Annotated in this window: 20 protein-coding genes; 13 read left to right on the top strand and 7 right to left on the bottom strand. The window is 65.1% G+C overall.

The window, feature by feature from the left end:
- Positions 1-135 precede the first annotated feature (135 nt).
- The 4 genes from O6X71_RS09375 to O6X71_RS09390 all read left to right on the top strand — a co-directional run bounded on the left by O6X71_RS09375 (position 136) and on the right by O6X71_RS09390 (position 6,299).
- Positions 136-1,104, top strand: coding sequence for a FecCD family ABC transporter permease (locus O6X71_RS09375; protein WP_353465623.1), 969 nt, complete (start codon positions 136-138; stop codon positions 1,102-1,104).
- Positions 1,095-1,874 (top strand): ABC transporter ATP-binding protein, encoded by a 780-nt coding sequence (locus O6X71_RS09380; protein WP_353465624.1) that lies wholly within the window; start codon positions 1,095-1,097, stop codon positions 1,872-1,874. The genes O6X71_RS09375 and O6X71_RS09380 overlap by 10 nt, the downstream gene beginning before the upstream one ends.
- Before the next feature lie 49 nt (positions 1,875-1,923).
- Positions 1,924-2,949 (top strand): alanine racemase, encoded by a 1,026-nt coding sequence (alr, locus tag O6X71_RS09385; RefSeq protein ID WP_353465879.1) that lies wholly within the window; start codon positions 1,924-1,926, stop codon positions 2,947-2,949.
- A 185-nt stretch (positions 2,950-3,134) separates the two neighbouring features.
- Complete coding sequence (locus O6X71_RS09390; protein WP_353465625.1) at positions 3,135-6,299, top strand: TonB-dependent receptor domain-containing protein; 3,165 nt, start codon at positions 3,135-3,137, stop codon at positions 6,297-6,299.
- A gap of 60 nt (positions 6,300-6,359) precedes the next feature.
- On the opposite strand, the gene O6X71_RS09395 is transcribed toward O6X71_RS09390, so the two are convergent.
- Together O6X71_RS09395 and O6X71_RS09400 are read right to left on the bottom strand one after the other, a co-directional pair.
- Positions 6,360-7,547, bottom strand: a complete 1,188-nt coding sequence (locus tag O6X71_RS09395) for an acetyl-CoA C-acetyltransferase (protein WP_353465626.1) — start codon at positions 7,545-7,547, stop codon at positions 6,360-6,362.
- 33 nt (positions 7,548-7,580) lie between these two features.
- Complete coding sequence (locus O6X71_RS09400; protein WP_353465627.1) at positions 7,581-8,528, bottom strand: alpha/beta fold hydrolase; 948 nt, start codon at positions 8,526-8,528, stop codon at positions 7,581-7,583.
- Between the two features lie 125 nt (positions 8,529-8,653).
- Between O6X71_RS09400 and phaR the strand changes: the two genes are divergently transcribed.
- Positions 8,654-9,196, top strand: coding sequence for a polyhydroxyalkanoate synthesis repressor PhaR (gene phaR, locus O6X71_RS09405; RefSeq protein WP_353465628.1), 543 nt, complete (start codon positions 8,654-8,656; stop codon positions 9,194-9,196).
- Positions 9,197-9,220: 24 nt separating this feature from the next.
- On the top strand, positions 9,221-9,397 hold the full coding sequence (locus O6X71_RS09410) for a hypothetical protein (protein ID WP_353465629.1): 177 nt from the start codon (positions 9,221-9,223) through the stop codon (positions 9,395-9,397).
- Between the two features lie 72 nt (positions 9,398-9,469).
- Here the strand turns inward: O6X71_RS09410 and O6X71_RS09415 are convergent, their stop codons facing one another.
- Positions 9,470-10,690, bottom strand: a complete 1,221-nt coding sequence (locus O6X71_RS09415; protein ID WP_353465630.1) for a hypothetical protein — start codon at positions 10,688-10,690, stop codon at positions 9,470-9,472.
- Positions 10,691-11,227: 537 nt separating this feature from the next.
- Positions 11,228-12,763 carry a CpaF family protein gene (locus O6X71_RS09420; RefSeq protein ID WP_353465631.1) on the bottom strand — a complete coding sequence of 512 codons (1,536 nt, stop codon included), beginning with the start codon at positions 12,761-12,763 and terminating at the stop codon, positions 11,228-11,230.
- Between the two features lie 144 nt (positions 12,764-12,907).
- On the opposite strand from O6X71_RS09420, the gene O6X71_RS09425 reads away from it, so the two are divergent.
- Positions 12,908-14,410: a S1C family serine protease gene (locus O6X71_RS09425; protein WP_353465880.1), complete on the top strand. Its 1,503-nt coding sequence runs from the start codon at positions 12,908-12,910 to the stop codon at positions 14,408-14,410.
- On the opposite strand, the gene ada is transcribed toward O6X71_RS09425, so the two are convergent.
- Complete coding sequence (gene ada / locus O6X71_RS09430) at positions 14,386-15,432, bottom strand: bifunctional DNA-binding transcriptional regulator/O6-methylguanine-DNA methyltransferase Ada (protein ID WP_353465632.1); 1,047 nt, start codon at positions 15,430-15,432, stop codon at positions 14,386-14,388. The genes O6X71_RS09425 and ada overlap by 25 nt on opposite strands.
- A gap of 114 nt (positions 15,433-15,546) precedes the next feature.
- Here ada and O6X71_RS09435 point away from each other — a divergent pair, with 114 nt between their 5' ends.
- Positions 15,547-16,392: an oxidoreductase gene (locus O6X71_RS09435; RefSeq protein ID WP_353465633.1), complete on the top strand. Its 846-nt coding sequence runs from the start codon at positions 15,547-15,549 to the stop codon at positions 16,390-16,392.
- Positions 16,393-16,657: 265 nt separating this feature from the next.
- Here the strand turns inward: O6X71_RS09435 and O6X71_RS09440 are convergent, their stop codons facing one another.
- Positions 16,658-17,335, bottom strand: a complete 678-nt coding sequence (locus O6X71_RS09440) for a dienelactone hydrolase family protein (RefSeq protein WP_353465634.1) — start codon at positions 17,333-17,335, stop codon at positions 16,658-16,660.
- A gap of 334 nt (positions 17,336-17,669) precedes the next feature.
- Between O6X71_RS09440 and O6X71_RS09445 the strand changes: the two genes are divergently transcribed.
- The 5 genes from O6X71_RS09445 (at position 17,670) to O6X71_RS09465 (ending at position 22,671) form a co-directional block, all read left to right on the top strand.
- A complete protein-coding gene (locus tag O6X71_RS09445) occupies positions 17,670-18,239 on the top strand; it encodes a F0F1 ATP synthase subunit delta (RefSeq protein WP_353465635.1) in 570 nt (189 codons plus the stop codon).
- A gap of 4 nt (positions 18,240-18,243) precedes the next feature.
- Positions 18,244-19,773, top strand: coding sequence for a F0F1 ATP synthase subunit alpha (gene atpA / locus O6X71_RS09450; RefSeq protein ID WP_055873607.1), 1,530 nt, complete (start codon positions 18,244-18,246; stop codon positions 19,771-19,773).
- 124 nt (positions 19,774-19,897) lie between these two features.
- On the top strand, positions 19,898-20,791 hold the full coding sequence (locus O6X71_RS09455; RefSeq protein ID WP_353465636.1) for a F0F1 ATP synthase subunit gamma: 894 nt from the start codon (positions 19,898-19,900) through the stop codon (positions 20,789-20,791).
- Between the two features lie 17 nt (positions 20,792-20,808).
- Positions 20,809-22,290: a F0F1 ATP synthase subunit beta gene (atpD, locus tag O6X71_RS09460; RefSeq protein WP_056065176.1), complete on the top strand. Its 1,482-nt coding sequence runs from the start codon at positions 20,809-20,811 to the stop codon at positions 22,288-22,290.
- A 126-nt stretch (positions 22,291-22,416) separates the two neighbouring features.
- Entirely contained in the window at positions 22,417-22,671 is a 255-nt protein-coding gene (locus O6X71_RS09465) for an ATP synthase F1 subunit epsilon (protein WP_353465637.1), read from the top strand.
- Positions 22,672-22,712: 41 nt separating this feature from the next.
- On the opposite strand, the gene O6X71_RS09470 is transcribed toward O6X71_RS09465, so the two are convergent.
- Positions 22,713-24,278, bottom strand: a complete 1,566-nt coding sequence (locus O6X71_RS09470; protein ID WP_353465638.1) for a hypothetical protein — start codon at positions 24,276-24,278, stop codon at positions 22,713-22,715.
- Positions 24,279-24,323 lie beyond the last annotated feature (45 nt).

The raw sequence follows: 24,323 nt of genomic DNA on the forward strand, positions 1-24,323 counted from the left end.
CCCCGGCGAAGGCCGGGGCCCAATTGGAATGGCCGAAGTAACGGAGTGCCGCGCGCTGTCACGACCGTCTCCCAATTGGGCCCCGGCCTCCGCCGGGGTGGTGGCGGTGGTCGGGATGGGCGAGGAGGCGTTCTTATGACACGCACGCCTAAACTCATCGCTCTCGGCCTGCTCGTGATCCTTCTGTTCGGCCTGTCGCTCGGTTGCGGAAAAGTCTGGGTGCCGGCCTCTGCTTGGTTCTCGACCGACCCGCGCTGGTGGATCATCCTCGAGCTACGTCTGCCACGTGCGGTGCTGGGCCTCGCGCTCGGCGCCACGCTCGGCCTGTCGGGCGCGGTGCTGCAAGGCTATCTCCGCAACCCGCTCGCCGACCCGGCCGTCGTCGGCGTGTCGTCGGTCGCAGCGCTGGCCGCGGTCGCGGCGATCGTGTTCGGGCTCGGCTCCGGCCCCGCGATCTTCGTCGCCGCGATGCTGGGCGCAGGCGGCGCGGTCGCGTTGCTCGCCGCGCTGACATGGCGGTCGCCGAGCGCGATCACCTTCATCCTCGCGGGCACGGTGCTGTCGAGCCTTGCGGGCGCGCTGACCGCGTTCCTGATCTCGATCGCGCCGAACCCCTATGCCGTCGCCGAGGTGATCGACTGGATCATGGGCGCGCTGACCGATCGCGGCGGGGACGACCTGAAGCTCGCACTGCCGCCGATGCTGCTTGGCGGCGCCCTGCTGATGCTCACCGGGCGCTCGCTCGACGCATTGTCGCTGGGTGAGACGGCGGCGCGGTCGCTCGGCGTTCGGATGGGCCGCGTCCGGTTGCTGGTCGTGCTCGGCACCGGCCTGGTCGTCGGCGCAGGAGTCGCAGTGACCGGCGTGATCGGCTTCGTCGGGCTTGTCGTCCCGCATCTGCTGCGACCGATCTTCGGCCACCGCCCGAGCGCGTTGCTGCTGCCCTCGGCACTCGGTGGCGCAGCGCTCGTGCTCGCCGCAGACAGCCTCGTCCGCCTCGCCCCCGGTGCTGGCGAAGTCCGGCTGGGCGTCGCGATGGCGCTGATCGGCGCGCCGTTTTTCCTCGGGTTGCTGGTCAGGGAACGAGGTCGCGCATGGATCTGATCATCGACGCGCTAGGCGTGAAGCTAGGCAAGCGCATCGTCCTCAGCGACGTGTCCGCGCACCTGCGTCCCGGCCGCGTCACCGCGATCCTCGGCCCCAACGGCGCCGGCAAGAGCACGCTCGTCAAGGCCGCCGCCGCGCTCGTCGATCGCAGCACCGGCTACGTCCGCCTCGATGCGCAGGACGTCGCCAGCATGGACCCGCGCGCCCGAGCCCGCGCGATCGGCTATCTCCCGCAGGACGCGACGGTCCACTGGAACATCGTCGCGCGCGATGTCGTCGCGCTCGGCCGCCTGCCGCACCTCGGCGCGCATGCTGCCCCATCGCTCGAAGATTACGCCGCCGTCGACCGCGCGATGCACGATACCGAGACGATTCATCTCGCGGATCGCCCGGTCGGCGAACTCTCCGGCGGCGAACGGGCGCGTGTCCTGCTGGCCCGCGTGCTGGCGGGCGAGCCACGTTGGCTGCTCGCCGACGAACCGCTCGCAAGCCTGGACCCGTCGCACCAGATCGACCTTCTCGCCCGCCTGCGCGGCTATGCGCTCGGCGGAGCAGGGGTCGCGATCGTCCTCCACGACCTTGTCCAGGCACAGCGCGCGGCCGACGATGCGTTGCTGCTCGCCGATGGTCGCGTCGTCGCGTTTGGTCCCGTGGCCCAGGTCATGACCGCGGAAACGCTCGCGCGGGTGTTCGGCGTCCGAGTGGCGCCGCTCGAAGACGATGGCCGCCGCCTGCTAGTCCCGGTCGGGCGCATCGACGCAGCATAGACAGTCGACGCGCCGCGCCCGCGGCACTATTCCGCGCCGGGTGATCGACATTCCCGCTCCCCTCCGCCTGCGCCTAGACGGCGACGCCCTCGTCCAGAACTGGCGCACGCTCGACCGCATGAGCGGCACCGCCGCATGTGGCGCCGCGGTAAAGGCGAACGGCTACGGCCTCGGCGCGATCGAAGTCGCACGCCGCCTGGCCGACGCCGGTTGCCGCGACTTCTTCGTGTCGAACTGGCAGGAAGCCGCCGAACTCGCACCGCTGGGCCTGACGGTTTCCGTCCTCCACGGCGTCCGCGAGGAAGACATGCCCGCCGCAGCCGCCGGCTTCGCCCGCCCGGTCCTCAACACCCCCGCCCAAGTCGCGCGCTGGAAAGCAGCCGGCGGCGGCGCGTGCGACGTCATGGCCGACACCGGCATCAACCGCCTCGGCGTGTCGGCGGACGACATCGCAAGCGGCCTGCTCGACGGCCTCCGGATCGAAACGCTGATGAGCCACTTGGCCTGCGCCGACGAGGACGTACCGATGAACGCGGTCCAGCGGGACCGGTTCGCTGCGCTGGCGGGCGCGACGAACGCGAAGCGGATGAGCCTCGCCAATTCCGCGGGCATCGCGCTCGACGGCTATGCCTTTGATCTCACGCGGCCAGGGTTGGCATTGTACGGCGGGATCCCCCGAGACGATCTCGCCAATACGATCCAACCTGTGGTGACGATCGAAGCGCAGATACTGCAACGTCGTCGCGTCTTGGCAGGAGAGACCGTGGGCTACAACGCAACCTGGACCGCAGACGTGGACACCGACGTGGCGATCGTGAACCTCGGCTATGCTGATGGGTATTTTCGCGGCTTTTCCGACCGCGGCACCGCGTGGGCCAAGGACGTGTGTATGCGGGTCATCGGGCGCGTTTCGATGGATCTCGTGGCGATCTCCGTCGCTACGATGCCATCGCTGACGGAGGGCGACTGGATCGGCTTTGAGCACAACTTGCTGCTGGCTTCGGCGGCATCGAGAATGTCGCAATATGAACTGGTTACGGCTCTTAGCGACAGATTTGATCGAAAATGGATATAGCGCTGTTATATTATTCCGACGATGTTGCTTGATTACAACGGCTTGCTGAAAAATGACAGCATTGTCATATTGCCATCGCTCTTCCCTGAACTCGACCTTACAAAATCGAGAAACAAAGGGGAATCAACGCGATGCGGTGCACTTTACTCGTTCGAGCTTCAGCTTTCGCAATTTTTGCGGCCGGCATGTCGGCAAGCGTCCAGGCGCAGACGACTCCGGCCGATCCGGCGGTGACGACCGCCCCTGATACTAACAATCCGACCCAGCCAAACAGCACGCTTAACGCCGACGGTACGGATCGAAGCGCAGCACCGGCGGAAGAGATCACCGTTACCGGCTCGCGTATTCGACTGCCAAACATCACCAACCTGCAACCGACGGCAACCGTCAGTCGGCGCTTCATCGAAGAGCGGGGGTTCACCAACGCTGCTGATGCGCTGAACGAATTGCCCGGTATTCGTGGCAGCGTGACGCCGAATGGCGCGCAGGGCAGCTTTGGGCAGGGCGTGAACTTCATCAACGGTTTTGGCCTCGGGTCGAACCGCACGCTGACGCTGGTCAACGGCCGACGCTTCGTGTCTTCGAACGTTCCGACATTGTTCGGGCAAGGGTCCTCGGGCACGCAGGTGGATATCAACAATATCCCCACCGCACTTATCGAGAGCGTGGAGAACGTCACGATCGGCGGCGCTACGATCTATGGATCGGACGCGATTGCAGGAACGGTCAACTTCAAGCTTCGTACCGACTTTACCGGACTTCAGGTCAGCGGAACGAGCAGCGTAACCGAACAGGGCGACGGCTACCGTTATAATTTCGCCGCAGTCGGCGGGTTCGATTTTGCGGACGGGCGTGGCAACATCACCGCTTCGTATACGCGTGATCGTCAGGACGGCATTCTGTACAATGCCCGTGGCTTCCTGCGGGACAACGTCGGCAATGCAACCAATCCAACAACCGCGCAGTCCACGGCGCTTGGCCGCCCGGCGGGGACGACGTTTGCCAATGATGGACGCCTGAACCCGAACATCGGATATAATGATTCTGCGACGGACGGCATTCCCGGTTCGGTCCTGGTCCGCAATCGCACCATCCCGTTGCTCAATGGCGGCGGCGTCATCACGGCTGCGTTCAATGCGGCCAACGCCTCCGTTCCAGGCGCAGTACAGAATTTCCAGTTCAATCCGAGCGGTAACCTCGTTGCGTTCAATCGCGGTACGCGGTTCGTCAGTGTCCAGGAAGCAAGCGGGGGCGATGGTTTCCGCTTCAACGATTATTCGCAGATCACGAGCCAGCTTGGCCGCGATATCGGTACATTGTTCGGCAACTACGAAGTCAGCCCGGCCGTGAAGCTGTTCGCCGAGGGCTGGTACGTGCACAGCCGTGGCGATGAACTGGTCCAGCAGCCGACGTTCAACTCTAGCCTGTTCGGTGGTGCAAGTGGCGCACTGACGTTCAACGTCAATACGCCGTTCCTGACGGATCAGGCGCGAACGCAGTTGCAGGCACTCGGTGTCAATCGCTTCTCGGTTTCGCGCGCCTCCCTCGATCTGTCGGATCCCACGGGCTTCTCGACCAACGATGTCTATCGTCTGGTCTACGGCGTACGGGGCGATCTGAAGCTCGGCAGCCGAAACTTCAATTACGAGATCAGCGCCAACTACGGACGCGCGGATATCGTCGACTCCAACCAGGATTTGAACCAGCAGCGCTTCGTCAACGCAGTGAATGTCACGCGCAACGCTGCCGGGCAGGTCGTCTGCAATACGGCGGTCACCGCTGCGACAAACGCGGCGCCTGGCGGCCTGCTGCCTGTGGCTGACGCGGCCTGCGTTCCACTCAACCTGCTTGGTGAAGGGCTCTCGGACCCAGCCGCCCGGGCCTATGTCATCCAGACGAACGTAACGCGAAGCCGCCTCCAGCAGTCGGTGCTCAACGCCAATTTCGGCGGTAGTCCGTTTGATCTGTTCGGCAATCCGGTCGGTTTCAACCTCGGCTACGAGCATCGTCAGGAAGAGGGCAGCTTTAACCCAAGCGCCTTCCAGCGCGCCGGTCTTGGCCGGTCGGTTGCCATCGCGCCGATATCCGGTCGCTACAACGTCGACGAAGCATTTGGCGAGGTTATCGTTCCGCTGGTTACGCCAAACAATGACCTGAAATTCCTGAACAGCCTCGAACTGAACGGAAGCGGCCGGTATGTAGACAATACCGTCAACGGAGGCTTCTTCGCGTGGTCGGCTGGTGGTCGCATTGCCCCCATCAAGGACATCACGTTCCGGGGCAACTATACGAAGTCGTTCCGCGCACCCGCGATTACGGAACTGTTCCTCCCGGCATCCAATGCATTCTACACCGTCACTGATTATTGTAATGCTGCCAATATCAACGCTGGGCCAGCACCAGCCAACCGGGCGCGAAACTGCGGCGCCTTTCTGGCGACGTTCCCGAACGCGACGCCGCTCGACGCCTCGTTTTCGACCGTACCTGGCCGGTCTGGGGGCAATCCCGGTTTGGACAACGAAGTCGCGCGGAGTTTCACCTACGGCGTGCTTCTGGAGCCGCGTTTTATCCCTGGCCTGACGATCACGGTGGACTACACCAACATCAAGATCTCGAAGCCGATCGCCAGCCTTACGGTGGCGCAAATCGGTTCGGCTTGCTTCGATAACGCAGACTTCAACGCGGCCGATCCAGCGAATGGAAACGCTTTCTGCTCATTGCTGCAACGCTATCCGACGGGCAGCGCTGGTACGGCGGCGAATGGCCAGTCGATCGCCGGCCAGATCGTCAACGACCCGGCAAATCCTGGCATCAACCTGGCCTACACGAACGGCAACCAGTACAAGTTCGACGGTATTCAGGCCGAACTCGATTATTATCGACCCCTGTCGGGCTTGGGAATACCAGGTTCGGTCGGCATCCAAGGACGCATGCAGTATGTTCGTCATCGTACGAACGACGTCACGGGTATCGCACCGGCACGCATCGACGGAATCCTCGGCGATCCCACGTTCCAGGGCCAGTTGACGCTTCGGTATGTGGGTGAGCAGTTCGGCGTATCGAGCTCCTTCCAGTATACTGGCGAGCAGCTCAACACGACCGTATCACGCGTGACTCGCGGTCCGGACATCCGGGAAATCGACGAGATCGACGATTATGTGCTGGTCAATCCGAGCATGTATTTTAACGTCGACAAGCAGTTCCGCCTGACCATGTCGGTGTCGAACCTGTTCAACCGGCACGGCCAGAAATATTACGGCTATTACATTCCGGCCAGCTACCTGAACTTCGATACGACGACGCTGCTGACCGGTCGCCGCTTCACGATCGCTGCCCGCGCGACCTTCTAACTCGCGGCGGTTCGGAGGGACCGCTCCAATTCCGGAGCGGTCCCGTTAGGGTTTGAAGCCCTACCTTTCCAGGCACATGGCAATTCCCATGCCGCCACCGATGCACAGCGTTGCCAAGCCTTTCTTCGCGTCGCGCTTCTGCATCTCGTAGATCAGCGTGGTCAGGACGCGCGCGCCGCTCGCGCCGATCGGGTGGCCGATCGCGATCGCGCCACCGTTGACGTTGACCTTGCTCGCGTCCCAGCCGAGTTCCTTGCCGACCGACAGCGCCTGAGCGGCGAAGGCTTCGTTGGCTTCGATCAGATCGAGGTCGGCAAGCGTCCAGCCGGCCTTTTCCAAGGCGCGCCGGGTGGCGGGGACGGGGCCGATTCCCATGATCGAGGGGTCGACGCCCGCCGAGGCCCAGCTCTTGATCGTCGCGAGGATCGTCGAGCCGCGGCGTTCGGCTTCGTCGCGACGCATCATCACGAGGGCTGCGGCGCCGTCGTTGAGGCCGCTGGCGTTCGCCGCCGTTACCGTGCCGTCCTTCTTGAACGCGGGCTTCACGCCCGAGACGCTCTCGATAGTCGCGCCGGCTCTGATATATTCGTCGTCGGCGACGATCGTGTCGCCCTTGCGGCCCTTGATCGTGACCGGCGCGATCTCGTCCTTGAAGCGGCCTGAGCCACGCGCGGCCTCGGCCTTGTTCTGCGAGGCGACCGAGAACGCGTCCTGCTCGCCGCGCGTGACCTGGTATTGCTCGGCGAGGTTCTCGGCTGTGTTACCCATGTGATAACCGTTGAAGGCGTCGGTCAGGCCGTCGCTGACCATCGTGTCGACAAGACTAAGATTGCCCATCTTCTGGCCGCCCCGGATTGACTGCGCATGAGCGGACATCGACATGGATTCCTGCCCCCCCGCAACAACAATGCTCGCGTCGCCGGTCTGGATCGCCTGGGCGGCAAGTGCGACCGCGCGGAGGCCGGAGCCGCAGACCTGGTTGACGCCCCAGGCGGGGATTTCCTTCGGTACGCCGGCCGCCATCGAGGCCTGGCGGGCGGGGTTTTGGCCTTGGGCTGCGGTGAGGACTTGGCCGAGGATCACTTCGGAGACGTCTTCGCCGGCCACGCCGGCCTGTTCGAGCGCGGCTTCGATCGCGATGCGGCCGAGTTCGTGCGCGGGTACGCTCGCAAACGCGCCGAGGAAGCTGCCGACGGGGGTGCGCTTGGCGGCGGTGATGACGACGTCGTGGGGGTTCAGGTCGGTCATGGCGGGATCCTCTATGCTTGGACCTCATGTAGGTCAGTCGAGCGCGGCGATCCAGTTGGCGAGCGGTTCCCACAGGCGCGAGCGTGCGGAGCGGCCGACGATCATGCCGACATGCCCCGCGCCGAGATCGCGGCGGTCGGCGAGGCCGATCGCGGTAGCGGCGGGGACGATGCGGTCGCTGAGCGAGACGAACTCGACCGTGGGGCAGGCGAGCGCGGCCGGATTTACCGGGGTGCCGGCGATGTCCCAGCGGCCTTTGCCGGGCAGGTCGTTGGCGATGCAATCCTCGAACAGAGAGGCGGCGGCGGCGTAGGGTAGGGGGGCGCCTGCGTTGGCCCAGTCCTCGAGCCGGACGAATGCGCGGGCCGCGTCGCTGTCGGGAGCGAGGTCCGCGAAGGCTTCGTATTTGGCGATCGTGCGTGTCGGGTCGAGTTGCCAGAAGCCAGCTTGGAGCACTTCCATCGGAAGCAGGCCGAGCATCGCCGCGGCGGGCTGGACCGCAGCCCAGGTCGCGGCGAGCGCGGGGCGGCCCTCGCCATAACCCGCGAAGTGCCAGGGGGCAGCGATCGTCGCGACACCGGCGGTGGGCGTGATCGCAGCGGCGCCCAGCGCGAGCGTGCCGCCGAGGCAATAGCCGACCAGCACCGGCGGCTCGGGGAGTGCCTGGAGCAGCGGGACGAGCAACCGCTCGACATGCGCCGCCAGATCGAGGTCGCGGTCGGCGTCGCCGGGTGATCCCCAGTCGACCAGCCAAACGTGGAATCCTTGCTTGGCGATCCATTGCACCAGCGAAGACTCGGGCGAATGATCGAGGATGTCGGGTGGGTTTATCAACGATGGGATGAACACGACGGGACGCCCTTCGCCGCCATAATCGCGCAACGCGACCCGGCCAGTGCGGTGGATCGCAGGCCGCGGAACGGGGCGTTCCTCTCGCGGTGCGCCCTGATATGCGCGCAATCCCGCTAGCGCGCGGGCCATGCGTTCCGGCGATGCTGCAGTCTCGTTGCGCAGCACGGAAAGGAACAAGGGTAAGGGCCTCGGACCTTGTTGCGGTGCGTCATCAAAGACTGTAGCCTCCGTTTCAAACATAAGACGGGGGATCCATGAAGAAGCAAAAGGCTGCCGACGGAATCGTCATCATCAAGAAGTACGCCAACCGGCGGCTCTATAACACCGAGTCGTCATCCTACATCACGCTCGATCATCTCGCGACGATGACTCGCGAGGGGCGCGACTTTAAGGTGGTCGATGCGAAGACCGACGAGGACATCACGCACAACGTCCTGACGCAGATCATCATGGAGGAGGAGAGCCGCGGCGAGACGATGATGCCGGTGAACTTCCTGCGCCAGCTGATCTCGATGTACGGCGATTCGATGCAGACGATGGTGCCCGGCTATCTGGAGGCGTCAATGGACAGCTTCCGTCGCAACCACGACCAGTTCAAGTCTGCGGTCGAGGGCGCGTTCGCGAATTCGCCCTTTGCTGACATTGCCAAGCGCAACCTGGCGATGTTCGACGTCGCCGCGCAGGCGATGACGCCCGCCGCGACCGCACCCGCGCCGGCGGCGAGCAAGGACGACGAGATCGCGGCGCTGCGTGACGAACTCGCCAAGTTGCAGGAAAAGGTCGAGAAGCTCGGCTGAGTGATTGGGGCGGGGATGGCGCGAGTGTTGTGGAGTGCGAGCGGCGGGTTTGCCGTGTTGGCGGTCATTGCCGGGCTCGGTGAGCGCCGCAGGCGACGGCGGCGCGATCCGGATTCGGTGGGCTGGGTCGACTGGCCGACCGTCCAGATGCTGGCGCTGATCGGACTCGCGGTCACGGTCGGGCTGGCAATCAAGAGTTGAGGCTTGCCCGGACGCCTTGCTAGTCGGCCACCCGATACCATGATGCGACCAGTGTTAAACCGGCGGATGGGTTCAGTAGAAGCGTCGCAGGGTAAGTGTCCGTGTCGTGCCGTCGCACAGGCCGAGCGAAACGACGCGGCCGGGCGTGCCTGCAGACCATGACGCGATCGGGTTCGACGCATATTCGCTGGTGACGGGCGTGCCGTCGATCGTGCAGATCAGGTCGCCGTCCTTCCAGCCCGCTGCGGCCGCTGGGCCGCCGCGCATGACGTGGAGGATCTTCAGCCGATCCTTCTCGATGCCGAGGAGCAATCCGCTGGTCGACCGGAGAGGCGGCCGATCGGCTTTGGGGCCCGGGTCGAGCACCATCCGGCGCGCACCGGGATCGAGCAGGACGCGGTAGTTCTGCAGGAAGCCCGAGCCGATCCGGCCGGCGGCACCGATCGACTGCGAGAAACCGCCGGCGGGCTCGATCCGAACCTCGACCGAGCGTGCGGTCATCGCGCCGACGTGGAGATCCGGGACGATCGCGAGGCCACTGACTGCTGCGCCTGCGAGCCCGAACGCGATCGCCGAGGTCGATGGCACTCCCATCGCGGCGGCCTTCCAGCCAGCCTTGGTGACGGTGATCGAGGAGCCATCGCCGGTGTCGACGATCATCGGCGCCAGTCGCCGGTCGCCGAGCGTGGCGGCGCTTTCGTACACGCTGCGCTCGGACGAGAGGCGCAAGGGGGCCGTCGCACCCTTGAACGGCAGGCGGCCCGAGCGGATCAGGCGAAAGCGATGCGCGGCGTAATCGATGTCGAGCGCATGCCCCGCCAGCAAGTCAGCGCCGACGAGCAGATCGACCGCCGATACGCTGCCGGTCGCGAGCGCGGGGAGGTCGGTTACGGTGACGCCGCCGCCGGTTCTTGCGAGGCCGCCGATCGCAAGGGTGCGGGTCGGCATCCAGGCGAGCTCGACCGATCCGCCGATCGCCTGCGCGCTGCCACCGGCGACGAGTTTCGCGACATCGACCGCGGGGGAGGCCTTGGCGAGCAGCGTGTAGCTGACGCCGGTGTCGAGGATCGCGGTCACGTCGCGGCCGTCGAGCTGCATCTTGAAGCGGATCTGGTTGCCGGGGGTGAGGTCGAACGGGATCCAGCGGGCTTCGGCGTCCGCCGCGAGATGGTACACGCCGCGGTCGCGTGCGGCGGGGGAGGTCGCGGTTGCCGGAGCGGATTTCGAGGGCTCGCGCGCCGAGACGAAGAGGACCGCGATTAGCGGGACGAGGGTGAGCAGGGCGCGACGCATTTGGCGCTGTCCCCTACCGGGTCGGGGGACGGGTACAAGCGGGGGCTTTGCCGGGGCGGGGTGGAGGCGGGGTGGGGATCAATGCGGAACACAGGCCTGCCGGGTCGTATCCGCTTGGCAGGGCGCTCTTTATCTTAATCCAGGTAAGACTGTTTCGGCGCAACGATATTTGTTCTGTCGCGAACGTGGGCATTGAGAGTGACAGGCGCGGGCGTTCGTAGCTCCTGGGCCCCCGCGTTTGCGAGGGGACGGTAGAAGGGGCGTTCGTTGCTTGAGCCAGTCTTGCAATCAGCCCGGCGAACTAGCGCGCCGAGACCAGCCTAGCGAACAGTGTGGGATGGGCGCAACGCTCGCAACGGCCGCCACCCCGGCGGAGGCCGGGGCCCAGCTGGGGGACGGTGATGACGGCGGACCGCGCTCTGTCATTGCCACCTTTCCAACTGGTCCCCGGCCTCCGCCGAGGTGGTGGCCGACGCCCGGGTGATCGGCTTTACCGGGACGGTAACAGCCGGGAGGTTGGCGCGATCAGCGACGTTCCTACAGGCACGCCTCTAGATACGCCTGGTCGAACCCGAACTGCTTGGCCTTTTCCAGCGTATAGGGCCGCAACCCCATCGAGCGGTACTCGCCCAGGATCTTCCCGTCCGCCGACTCGTCCATGTATTCGAACTTGAACAGCTCCTGCGTGACGATCACCGGGCCTTCCATGCCGATCACCTCGGTGATGTTGGTCACGCGGCGAGAGCCGTCTCGCAGGCGCTTCACCTGGATAATCAGCTCGACCGAGTCCGCGATCTGGCGCGAGATGGCTTCCTTCGGCACCTTGATGTCCGACATCATCACCATGTTCTCCATACGCGCGAGCGCCTCGCGCGGGGAGTTGGCGTGGAGCGTGCACATCGAGCCGTCGTGACCGGTGTTCATCGCCGCGAGCATGTCGAAACACTCCGAGCCACGAATTTCGCCGAGGATGATCCGGTCGGGACGCATACGCAGCGCGTTCTTGACGAGGTCGCGGATCGAGATCTCGCCCTGGCCCTCGAGATTGGCAGGGCGCGTTTCGAGCGGGAGCCAGTGCGGCTGTTGCAGGCGAAGCTCGGCGGCATCCTCGATCGTCAGCACGCGCTCGCCGGGGTCGATCATCTTCGACAGTGCGTTGAGCATCGTCGTCTTGCCCGAACCGGTACCGCCCGAGATGACGACGTTGAACCGCGAGGCCCCTGCAATCTTCAGCGCGGTGGCCATCTTCGGCGACATCGAGCCGAACCCGGCCATCATGTCGAGCGTGATCGGTTTCGCGGAGAATTTACGAATCGAGATCGCAGTGCCACGAAGCGACAGCGGCGGGACGATCACGTTGACGCGGGAGCCGTCCTTCAAACGCGCATCGGCGAGCGGCGAGGTCTGGTCGACGCGACGGCCCACCGAATTGACGATGCGTTGCGCGATCTGGAACAGATGCTCCTCGTCACGGAACTGGATCGGCGCGAGCTCGAGCTTGCCCTTGCGCTCGACATAGGTCTGGTCGGGGCCGTTCACCATGATGTCGGTGATGTTCGGATCAGCCAGTAATTCCTCGAGCGGCCCGAGCCCGAGCAGCTCGTCGACCAGCACCTTCTCCAGCGCGAACTGTTCGCGGCGGTTGAGCGTCAGCTTCAGCTCGGCGAGTACTTCGCCGATGATCGGGCGGAATTCTTCCGCGAGTTCGTCCTTGCCGAGCGTCGCCGCCGCCTCCGGATCGACGCGCTCGAGCAGGCGGGGAAGGACCTGTTCCTTGATCTTGTGGATCGACTGCTCGAAGCCCTCGACCTTGCTGTTACCGGCCTCGCCGCTCGCGTTCTGGCGATCGGAGAGGCGCTGCATCGCGTCCAGCTGTCCGGCGGGCATCATGCCGGGGCCAAAGCCATCGGTCTCGCCGGGCATTGGCAGCGAATCGATGGGCGGAAACTGCGAACCGCCCTCGGGTTCCGACCGCGGCGCAGGGCCACCGCCCTGCATCGGGCGCGCGACGCCGAATGCGGGCCGGGCCGCTTGCCCCCCGCTGATGCCGTTACGACGCCCGAATGCGCTCATGCCTGTGTCCCTGGATGAATGTCGACCGGGTTAGGCGTGAAGGCTTGATAATTTGCTAACCAAAACAGGCGCGTGAAAGCGCCGCTGTCGCGCGGTGCGATGGTCAGGGTTGATCGCCGCCGCGAACTCCCCGAAGGCAGGCACATGATCCGCCTGTTGCTTCTTCTCGCGCTCACCTTCGGGTTGGCGAGCTCCGCATCTGCGGACGACATCGCCGCCACCGGGCGCGGCGTCGTGCGCGTCGTGACGATCGCGGTGGTCGACGACCAGGTGGTCGGCTTCGGCCACGGCAGCGGCTTCGCGATCGCGCCCAATCGGATCGTCACCAACGCGCACGTCGTCGATCTCGCCGAGCGCTATCCCGACAACGTCGTCGTCGGCATCGTCCCGACCGAGGGCAGCAAATCCTACCAGGGCAAGGTGATCGCGTATGATTCGCAGCGCGATCTGGCGCTGATCGAGTTCACCGGCGCACGCCTGCCGCCGAGCGCGCTGTATACCGGGCCGATGACCGAGGGCGATCCGGTGGTGTCGCTCGGCTTCCCGGGGAACGTCGATCTGGCGACGGCTCGGTCGGCGGCGGATTATATCCGGCCGATGACGCCGGTGCGGTCGGAGGGCGTGCTCTCCGGGCGCCGCGTGCTGAGCAGTGTCGAGGTGCTGTTGCACACCGCGAGTATTGCGCGCGGAAATTCGGGTGGGCCTTTGCTCGATCGCTGCGGGCGGGTGATCGGGGTGAACTCGGCGATCACGCGCGGCGAGGAGGGCGATTCGACGTTCGGGTTCGCGATTGCGGATACCGAGCTGGCGGGCTTCCTGCGCGATGCGAAACAGCCTTATGCGTCGATCGGGACGGGATGTACGTCGATCGAGGATCGCCTGCGGCAGGACGCCGACGCGGATGCGAAGGCGACCGCCGATGCGGCGTCCGCCAAGCGCGACGCCGCGACGCAGGATGCGATGACTCGCGAGGTCGCGCTGGAGAAGGCGCGGACCGAGGCCGGTCGGGCTCGCGAGAACGTCATGGCGCTTGCCGGGCTGTTGCTGGTGGCGGGGGCGCTGGTGATCGGGAGTGCGGGGCTGCTCGAATCGCGTGGCCAGCGGCGGCAGTCGGTGTGGGCGCTGGGGATCGGCGGGCTGAGCGTGCTGGTCGCGATCGTGGTGTTCGTGCTGCGGCCTTCCGGTGAGGGCGACGTGCCGTTGTCGGCGCTGCCCAAGACGCGGATTTCGACGCCCGATGCCGCTCTCGGCAAGCTGATGTGCACGCTGATCCCTGAGCGCAGCCGGATCACGATTTCGTCGAGCGAGGACGTGCCGATCGACTGGGGTGCGAAGGGGTGTGTGAACGGCAAGACGCAATATGTCGGCGCGAATGGTCGATGGGACCGCGTGCTGGTGCCCGATGCCGAGCAGACCGTGTCCGTGCTGTCGTTCGATCCGGCGACGCGCGTCTATTCGAACACGCGCTATCTTATGTCGGCGGCGGGCATGGAGGCGGCGCGGACCGCGCGCGGCGTCGTGCCGAACGTGTGCAACATGGATGAGGCGGCGTTGGGTCGTCTCGCGGGCCAGCAGGCGGCGGTGCGCGCTGTGTTGCCGCCGTTGCCGAACGAAAAGCTCGTCTACTCCTGTAAGTCGGCGCGCTGAGCTTCCGCGGCTAGAAGAGCGCGCTTGCGGTCCAGCCCGTACGCATAGCCGCCGAGCGCGCCGCCGATGCGTTGCGCACGGTGGCAGGGGATGACGATCGAGACCGGGTTCTGTCCGCATGCGGTGCCGGCGGCGCGGACTGCGGCGGGGCGGCCAGCTAGCGCGGCGAGTTCGCTGTAGGTGCGGGTTTCGCCGATCGGGATGGTGCGTAGGGCTTGCCAGATCGCTTCCTGAAAGGCGGTGCCTCGGACGTCGAGCGGGAGGTTCTGGTCGCGCTCGGGGGATTCGACGGCGGCAACCACCTGCGCTGCTAGGTTGGCGAGCGCTGCGTCGCCTGGTTCGATCCTGGCGTTGGGGAAGCGGCGGCGGAGTTCGTCGGCGTCCTCGTCAAACGACACGCGGCACAGGCCCTGATCGGTGGCGGCAACGAACAGCGAGCCGAGGCTCGTGTCGGCGGCGGTCCAGCGGATCGTGACGCCTTCGCCGCCGCGTGCCCAGGCGCTGGGGGCCATGCCTAGCCGCTTGGCGTCGGCCTCATAGAAGCGGCTGGGGGCGGAATAGCCGGCTTCGTAGATTGCTTCGGTCACGGTCGAGTCCTCCGATAAAGCGTTGGCGGCGCGGCCGGTGCGTAGCGCGCGGGCATAGGCGGCGGGAGTGACGCCTGTGGCGCGCTTGAACAGGCGGTGGAAATGGTGCGGGGCGTAGCCGACCCTGGCGGCGACCTCGTCTAGCGAGAGGCGGTCTTCGGCCGTTTCGAGCAGCGCGACCGCGGCGGCGGCGGCGATGCGGTCGCGGCCGACTTCATCGGGGGTGCAGCGTAGGCATGCGCGGAAGCCGGCGGCGCGGGCGCTGGTTGCGTCGGGGTGGAAGGTGACGTTCTCGCGCTTGGGGTGGCGCGCGGGGCAGCTTGGCTTGCAGTAGATGCCGGTGGACTTCACGCCGACGACGAACCGGCCGTCCCAAGCGCGATCGCGCGCTTCGAACGCGGTCCAGGCGGTTTCGGTGTCGGGGGCGATGCTCATTGGATCGGTATAGCCGGTCGCGCGGCGCGCGCATCCCGTGGCTTGCGGTCAAAGCGGAGCCAATCGGTGGTCCGGCCGTTCTCTCGGGGCATACCCCATAACGAAAGATGTCTCATGGCCTCCGACACGCCCGTCTGGTTCATTTCCGGCTGCTCGACCGGTTTCGGTCGCGAACTCGCCAAGCTCGTGCTCGCGCGCGGTTGGCGTGCGGTGGTGACCGCGCGCGATGCGGATCGCGTCGCCGATCTGGCGGAAGGCGCCGAGGATCGTGCGCTCGCGCTGTCGCTCGACGTGACGGAGCAGGCGCAGATCGACGATGCCGTGGCGCAGGCCAAGGCCAAGTTCGGGCGGATCGACGTGCTCGTGAACAACGCGGGCTACGGCTATCAGGCGTCGGTCGAGGAGGGCGTCGAGTCCGAGATCCGCGCGCAGTTCGATGCGAACGTGTTCGGGTTGTTTGCGCTGACTCGCGCGGTGCTGCCGATCATGCGGGGGCAGAAGAGCGGCCATATCATCAACATTACGTCGGTCGCTGGTCAGGTTGGGTTTCCGGGGTCGGGCTATTATGCTGCATCGAAGCATGCGGTCGAGGGTTGGTCCGATGCGCTGCTCGCCGAGGTGAAGCCGCTTGGGATCGACGTGACGTGCGTCGAGCCGGGGCCGTTCCGGACGGATTGGGCCGGACGGTCGTTGAAGCAGACGCCAGTGAAGATCGCGGACTATGCGGATACGGCGGGGAAGCGGCTGGATGGTACGCGCGAGGGGAGCGGGGCTCAGGCGGGCGATCCGGTGCGGGCTGGCCAGGCTATGATCGCGCTGACCGAGGCTGCGCACCCGCCGCGGCACTTGGTGCTGGGGGCCTGGGGGTATGATGCTGTGACGAAGAAACTGGTCGAGCGGTTGAAGGAGATCGAGGCGCATAAGGCGGATAGCCTTGGGGCTGATTTCCCGGGGGAGTGATGTAGGAGCAGTTATGGTAGGTTGTTTCCCCGCGAAGGCGGGGACCCAGTCTGGGCTCCCGCCTTCGCGGGAGAACAAGGACGTAGGGGCTGCCTTCACATCTGTAGCGCCAGCCTGCGCCGAGACGTTCTGCCCGAGCCACCACCCCGGCGACGGCCGGGGTCCAATTGGGGGACGTTGCTAACTGAGCGCGTCCTCCAATTATTGCCACCTTTCCAATTGGGCCCCGGCCTTCGCCGGGGTGGTGCTAAAGGATAAGGTGGGCTCAGCCCCCGTTGGCGCGGAACAACTCCAGCGTGCGCTGCTTCGCCAAATCCGCACTAGTCTCGTGGTAATCCTTCCGCCGGTCCGAATTAAACCCGTGGCCGGCCTCGTAGACATACACCGTCGCATTCGGCCAATCCTTGGCGATGACCTGTTCGACCCCCTCTATTGGGATACCGTGGTCGTGGCGACCGAAGTGCAGGATCACCGGCACCTTCGGTTCCTCGTCCGCCGCCGCCGGGATCATGCTGCCGTAATAGCCGCTCGCCGCCGCGACGCCGGTGAGCTTAGTCGAAGCGAACCACGCGACCGAGCCGCCATAGCAATAGCCGACCACGAACACCGGGCCGGCGGGGGCGAGCGTGTCGATGCAGGTCTGGACGTCCTTCAGCGATAGCTCGAACGGGTGGAGTTGCCGTGCGAGTTCGACGCCGCGCGCGAGGCCTTCGCCCGAATAGTCCGCCTCGAAGCCTGGGTGTTCGCGGTCGAACAGCGCGGGGGCCAGGACTTCGTAGCCGTCGGCGGCGTACTCGTCGCACAGGTCGCGGATGTGGTCGGTCACGCCGAAGATCTCCTGCACCAGTACGAGGCCGCCGCGACGCTCGCCGGTTGGCTGCGCGTGATAGACCGCGACGGTCGCGCCGTCGGACATCGTCATCGTTTCCATCGTGCCGGTCATTCTCTCGTCCTCGTCGATTGGTCGTAACGTCTGTCCAATACCGACATTCCCGCGGAGGCGGGACTCCATAGTGGTAGGCCGTGCGGTGAAAGCGCCGGGTCCGGAGGATATCGATCCCCGCCTGCGCGGAGATGACGGGGAGGGGCGAAATCGGGACCTTCCAACCCCCGATCAATGACAAAACAGTCACAAACCCGCCGCCACGGCCCTCCGGCCGGGTTGCCAATCCGCGAACCCGATGCTACCCGCGCCGCGTCCCATGAGAGGTGCTTTCGCGCCCTCTTCCCCCATGGGGCGGCACTATTTTCGGTTTCAGGCGAGGATTCAAAGGTCCGTGGAGACATCCCCCGGTAATGTCGGCGGCGCTATTCAGGCGAGCTTGGGCGGGCGTTATGCGCTGGCTCTGTTCGAACTCGCCCGTGACGCCAAGACGATCGACGCGGTCGAGTCGAGCCTGGCGAACGTGCGCGACGCGCTCGCGCAGTCGGAGGACTTCCGCACGCTGACGTCCAGCCCGATGGTGTCGCGTGGTGCCGCCGTGAAGGCGGTCTCCGCGGTCGCCGACGAGCTCGGTGTCGACGCGACCACCAAGAGCTTCCTCGGCGTCCTCGCCGAGAACCACCGGCTCGGCGCTCTGCCGAAGATCATCAAGGCATTCCGGACACTTGCCGCGCAGTATCGCGGCGAGATCGCGGCCGAGGTGACGTCCGCGCATCCGCTGACCGACGAGCAGGTGATCGAGCTGAAGCATCAGCTCCGCCAGCGGGTCGGCCGTGAAGTTTCCGTCGACCTCAGCGTCGACCCATCGTTGCTGGGTGGACTTGTCGTCCGCGTCGGCAGCCAGATGATCGATTCGTCGATCAAGACGCGTCTCAACACTCTCGCGCACGCGATGAAGGGCTAAGCTAATGGATATCCGCGCCGCAGAAATCTCGAAGATCATCAAGGATCAGATCGCCAATTTCGGCACCGAGGCCCAGGTCAGCGAGACCGGCCAGGTGCTGAGCGTCGGCGACGGCATCGCGCGCATCTTCGGCCTCGACAACGTCCAGGCCGGCGAGATGGTCGAATTCTCGAACGGCGTGCAGGGCATGGCGCTCAACCTCGAGGCCGATAACGTCGGCGTCGTGATCTTCGGGAGCGATTCCGAGATCAAGGAAGGCGACATCGTCAAGCGCACCGGCACGATCGTCGACGTGCCGATCGGCAAGGAGCTGCTCGGCCGCGTGGTCGATGGCCTCGGCAACCCGATCGACGGCAAGGGCCCGATCCACACCACCGAGCGCAGCCGCGTCGAAGTGAAGGCACCGGGCATCATCCCGCGCCAGTCGGTCAGCGAGCCGGTCCAGACCGGGCTCAAGGCGATCGACGCACTCGTCCCCGTCGGCCGTGGCCAGCGCGAGCTGATCATCGGCGATCGCCAGACCGGCAAGTCCGCCGTCGCGATCGACGCGTTCATCAACCAGAAGATCGCCAACGCCGGCGACGACGAGTCGAAGAAGCTGTATTGCGTCTATGTCGCGATCGGCCAGAAGCGCTCGACCGTCGCTCAGCTGGTCAAGACGCTCGAAGAGAACGGCGCGATGGAATACACCATCGTCATCGCCGCGACCGCGTCGGACCCCGCACCTCTCCAGTATCTCGCGCCCTACACCGGCGTCGCGATGGGCGAGTATTTCCGCGATCGCGGCATGCACGCACTGATCTGCTACGACGATCTGTCCAAGCAGGCGGTCGCGTATCGCCAGATGTCGCTGCTGCTGCGTCGTCCTCCGGGCCGTGAAGCCTATCCGGGCGACGTGTTCTATCTGCATAGCCGCCTGCTCGAGCGTGCGGCGAAGATGTCGGACGCGAATGGCGGCGGCTCGCTGACCGCGCTGCCGATCATCGAGACGCAGGCGGGCGACGTTTCGGCGTACATCCCGACCAACGTGATCTCGATCACCGACGGCCAGATCTTCCTCGAAACCGACCTGTTCTTCTCGGGCGTCCGTCCCGCGATCAACGTCGGCCTGTCGGTGAGCCGCGTCGGTTCGGCCGCACAGACCAAGGCGATGAAGAAGGTGTCGGGCTCGATCAAGCTCGAGCTGGCGCAGTACCGCGAGATGGCGGCGTTCGCGCAGTTCGGGTCGGATCTCGATGCATCGACGCAGAAGCTGCTGAACCGCGGCGCGCGTCTGACCGAGCTGCTGAAGCAGGCGCAGTTCTCGCCGCTGCCGTTCGAAGAGCAGACCGTGTCGATCTTCGCCGGCACCAGCGGCTATCTCGACAAGGTGCCGGTCGCCGACGTGACCCGCTACGAGCAGGCGCTGCTAGCCGACATGCGCGCGAACCACGCCGACGTGCTGAAGCTGATCCGCGATACCCGCGATTTGGGTAACGAGGCGAAGGACAAGCTCAAGGCAGCGCTCGAAGCGTTCGCGAAGACTTTCGCTTAAGTAAAACTCCCTCTCCCCGCTGGGGAGAGGGTCGGGGTGAGGGGTAGTACCGCGAGGTGCCGCTCCCGTGGCAGCCCCTCACCCCAACCCTCTCCCCGGAGGGGCGAGGGAGCAGGAAGAGAAGATGGCATCACTTAAGGCCCTTAAGATCCGCATCGGCTCGGTGAAGTCGACGCAGAAGATCACCAAGGCGATGAAGATGGTCGCCGCCGCGAAGCTGCGCCGTGCGCAGGACGCGGCGGTCGCCGGGCGTCCGTATGCCGAGCGCCTCGAAGCGGTGATGGCGAGCCTCGCGGGGCGTGTCGGCATCGCGCCGGGCGCCTCGCCGCTACTCGCGGGCACCGGCAAGGATCAGGTTCACCTGATCGTCATCGCGACGTCGGAGCGTGGCCTCGCGGGTGCGTTCAACACCAACATCGTCCGGGCGGCTCGTCGCAAGGCCGAGGAACTGGTCGCAGCCGGCAAGACCGTCAAGTTCTACGTCGCCGGCAAGAAGGGGCGCGTGATCAAGCGCTTCTTCCCGAACGACATCCTCGCCGATCACGAGATGGGCCAGATCAAGCGGCTCGCGTTCAGCGATGCGCAGGAAATCTCCGAAGACCTGATCAAGCGCTTCGGTGAAGGCCAGTTCGACGTCGCACACCTGTTCTACGCGAAGTTTGTCTCGGCACTGGTGCAGGTCCCGACCGGCATCCAGATCATCCCGATCCCGCTGTCGACGATCCCCGGTGCGGAAGCCAAGCCGGGTGCACCCGCCGAAGCCGTGGTCGAGTACGAGCCCGACGAGGAAGCGATCCTCGCCGATCTCCTGCCGCGCAACGTCGCGATCCAGATTTTCCGTGCGCTGCTCGAAAACGCAGCGTCGGAGCAGGGCTCGCGCATGAACGCGATGGACAACGCCACGCGCAATGCCGGCGATATGATCACGCGTCTCTCGATCCAGTATAACCGTACCCGCCAAGCCGCGATCACGACCGAGCTGGTCGAAATCATCTCGGGCGCCGAAGCGCTCAAGTAAGTCCAAGGAAGCAGACAATGGCAACCGCCCCAGAGACCCTCGGAACCACGCTCGCCCCCAAGGCCACCAACAACACCGGCCGCATCTCGCAGGTCATCGGTGCGGTCGTCGACGTGCATTTCCCCGACAATTTGCCCGCCATTCTGTCGGCGCTCGAAACCGACAATAATGGCAACCGGCTCGTCCTCGAGGTCGCGCAGCATCTCGGCGAGAACACCGTTCGCACGATCGCGATGGACGCCACCGAGGGTCTGACCCGCGGCCAGACCGTCACCGATACCGGCTCGCAGATCCGCGTTCCGGTCGGCCCGAAGACGCTCGGCCGAATCCTCAACGTCATCGGCGAGCCGATCGACGAGCGCGGTCCGGTCGGCGCAGAGACGACCGCTCCGATCCACGCCTCGGCGCCGCTGTTCGTCGACCAGTCGACCGAGAGCGCGATCCTGGTCACCGGCATCAAGGTCATCGATCTGCTCGCACCGTATGCGAAGGGCGGCAAGATCGGCCTGTTCGGCGGCGCCGGCGTCGGCAAGACCGTGCTGATCCAGGAGCTGATCAACAACATTGCCAAGGGCCATGGTGGCACCTCGGTCTTCGCCGGCGTCGGCGAGCGTACCCGCGAGGGTAACGATCTGTACCACGAGTTCCTCGACGCGGGCGTCATTGCCAAGGATGCCGACGGCAATCCGCAGTCGGAGGGCTCGAAGGTCGCGCTCGTATTCGGCCAGATGAACGAGCCGCCAGGCGCGCGTGCCCGCGTCGCGCTGTCGGGCCTGACGATCGCTGAATACTTCCGCGACGTCGAAGGCCAGGACGTGCTGTTCTTCGTCGACAACATCTTCCGCTTTACGCAGGCGGGAGCCGAGGTTTCGGCCCTGCTCGGTCGTATCCCGTCGGCAGTGGGCTATCAGCCGACGCTGTCGACCGACATGGGCGCGCTGCAGGAGCGCATCACGTCGACCAACAAGGGCTCGATCACCTCGGTGCAGGCCGTGTACGTTCCCGCAGACGATCTTACCGATCCGGCACCGGCAACGTCGTTCGCGCATCTCGATGCGACGACCAACCTCAACCGTGCGATCTCGGAGCTGGGCATCTACCCGGCGGTCGATCCGCTCGACTCGACTTCGCGTCTGCTCGAGCCACGTGTCGTCGGCCAGGAGCATTACGATACGGCGCGTGCGGTGCAGTCGACGCTGCAGAAGTACAAGTCGCTGCAGGACATCATCGCGATCCTCGGCATGGACGAGCTGTCGGAAGAGGATAAGCTGACCGTCCAGCGTGCGCGGAAGATCCAGAAGTTCCTGAGCCAGCCGTTCCACGTCGCCGAGGTCTTCACCGGCATCAGCGGCAAGTTCGTCCAGCTCGAGGACACGGTCCGGTCGTTCAAGGCCGTGGTCGAGGGCGAGTATGATCACTTACCCGAGGCGGCGTTCTACATGGTCGGCGGCATCGACGAAGCCGTCGCCAAGGCCGAGAAGATGGCTGCGGAAGCTTAAGCCTTTCTAGCTCCCTCTCCCCTCCGGGGAGGGGGTTGGGGTGAGGGGCCGCCACAAGCGCCTTCGCCCGGTACTGCCCCTCACCCCGACCCTCTCCCCGCAGGGGAGAGGGAGAAGGCGAACAAGATGCTGCATTTCGAACTCGTCACGCCAGAAAAGCTCGTCCGCTCGGAGGAGGTCTACATGGTCGTCGTCCCCGGCACCGAAGGCGATTTCGGCGTCCTCGAAGGCCACGCGCCGTTCATGTCGACGGTCCGCGACGGCGGCGTGCAGATCTTCCGCACGCAGAACGGCACCCCCGAGGTCATCGCGATCAAGGGCGGTTTCGCCGAGGTCAACGCCAAGGGCCTGACCATCCTCGCCGAACACGCCGGCGAGTAAAGCACCAATTCCAGTAGCGGCTGTGGCGGCCTGAAGCGATATCAGTCGCTGCTGTCCGCCTTGCCGTCCTTTTTCGCTTTAGCCTCGGTCTCTGCCATCACAGCATCGAGCTGCTGGAGCGCAGCTTGCGTACCCGCAGTTTCGAGTGTCGTCAGGATCGGCCTCAGCTTGACCGCATCTTTACCGCCGTGGGGACTATAGGCCACCGGCTGCAACGCGGTACGGGCTTTGGATGCGTCGCCCTGTTGCATGTACACCCGTGCAGCCTCCGTCCGCAGTCCTAAATCGAACGGCGCGAGTGCGGACGCATACAGCAATCCGGAGTCTGCAGCCTTGGACGGCTTCTGACCGGCGGGTTTGAAGCTCCGGTAAAAGAGTACGAGCGGTTCAGGATCTTCGAGCGCAAGCTTGTTGCCTGCGACATACCAGCGGCGAACCTCCTGCCACTGCTTGGGATCGGTGGATTTGGCCGCTTCCGCGACGGCCTGAAGTGCCATTCCCTTGTAGAGGATCGCGTGGACCGATTTCGGGTCGGCAGCAATCGCCCGGTCTGCCGCGGTAATCGCCGAGGGATACGCTTTGGCATCATACTCAGCTTCGGCGAGTTCGTTTTGGACGCTTGCGTCATCAGGATAACTCGCGGCGGCCTGCCGCGCCTGGGCAGCGATCTGGGGAGCCAACTTTTCAGGCACACCCGCTGTCGTGCGGAGTCGTACGGGCATCGTAGCGACTTCGCCCGGTGTCAATTTCCGGATATCCACCGGACCGATCTTCAACGCCGACGACGGTATGACCAGTGAAGCAAAGTTCGGCCGCTGTGCGTAGGACAACAGCTTGAAGTCGAGCGCTTTCAAGGGGCCGAAGACCTTCGTCGCCTCCTCGACAGATTTACCGTCGTTGACAGCGCCGAGATAGCTCGCAAGCTGCTGACGGCGTTGCGGATCGTTGAGCAGGAAATGCGTGAACAGCCAACCGCGGCTGTATAAGGCGTAGGTTTCATTGTCGGTCAGATTGCCGAGTTCCGGCTGAAGCATCTTCGACAGCGGCATCTGATTGATCATGGCAACGCCCCACGCACGATCGGTCGGCGGCGCGCCGAACGTCACACTGCCATCGGCATTGAAGATCGCGGTTGAAAGATATTCGGCAAACCCTTCGGAGAACCATTGCGGGAAAATAGCGCCAGGCCAGTCGGCATACATAAAATGATGGCCATATTCATGAAGCAGCACGCGCTCCGACTTGATTTGCCACGATTCGTCGTGCCCGCTGGACTGGCGAGGTACAAAGGCTACCGGGCCCGATGCGCGCGGACTGTAGAATCCGGCGACATTGCCGCCCGGTTGGTTGGAAAGGCGTTGAACGGTTTCGATATCGTTGACCTGAAAGACTGTTACTCGGGCCGATGGACCGCGATTGTTATCAGGCACGTTCCACAACGCCTTGACGGCAGCATCATAACGTTCAAGCCGCGTGGTGTACGCTTTGATCTTGGCGGGGTCGCCGTCCAGGTACACGACGAAATGCTTCGAGGTCGCTTCATACCATTCAGCCTGCGCCGCTGATGAGCACAATATTCCGACGATGGCACCTAGTATTTTGCGCACTATGCTGACCCCTAACTTGAGCCGATGCTAGCAACGCCGCCGACC

This window comes from Sphingomonas faeni (assembly GCF_040407505.1).
Classification (GTDB): domain Bacteria; phylum Pseudomonadota; class Alphaproteobacteria; order Sphingomonadales; family Sphingomonadaceae; genus Sphingomonas; species Sphingomonas faeni_E.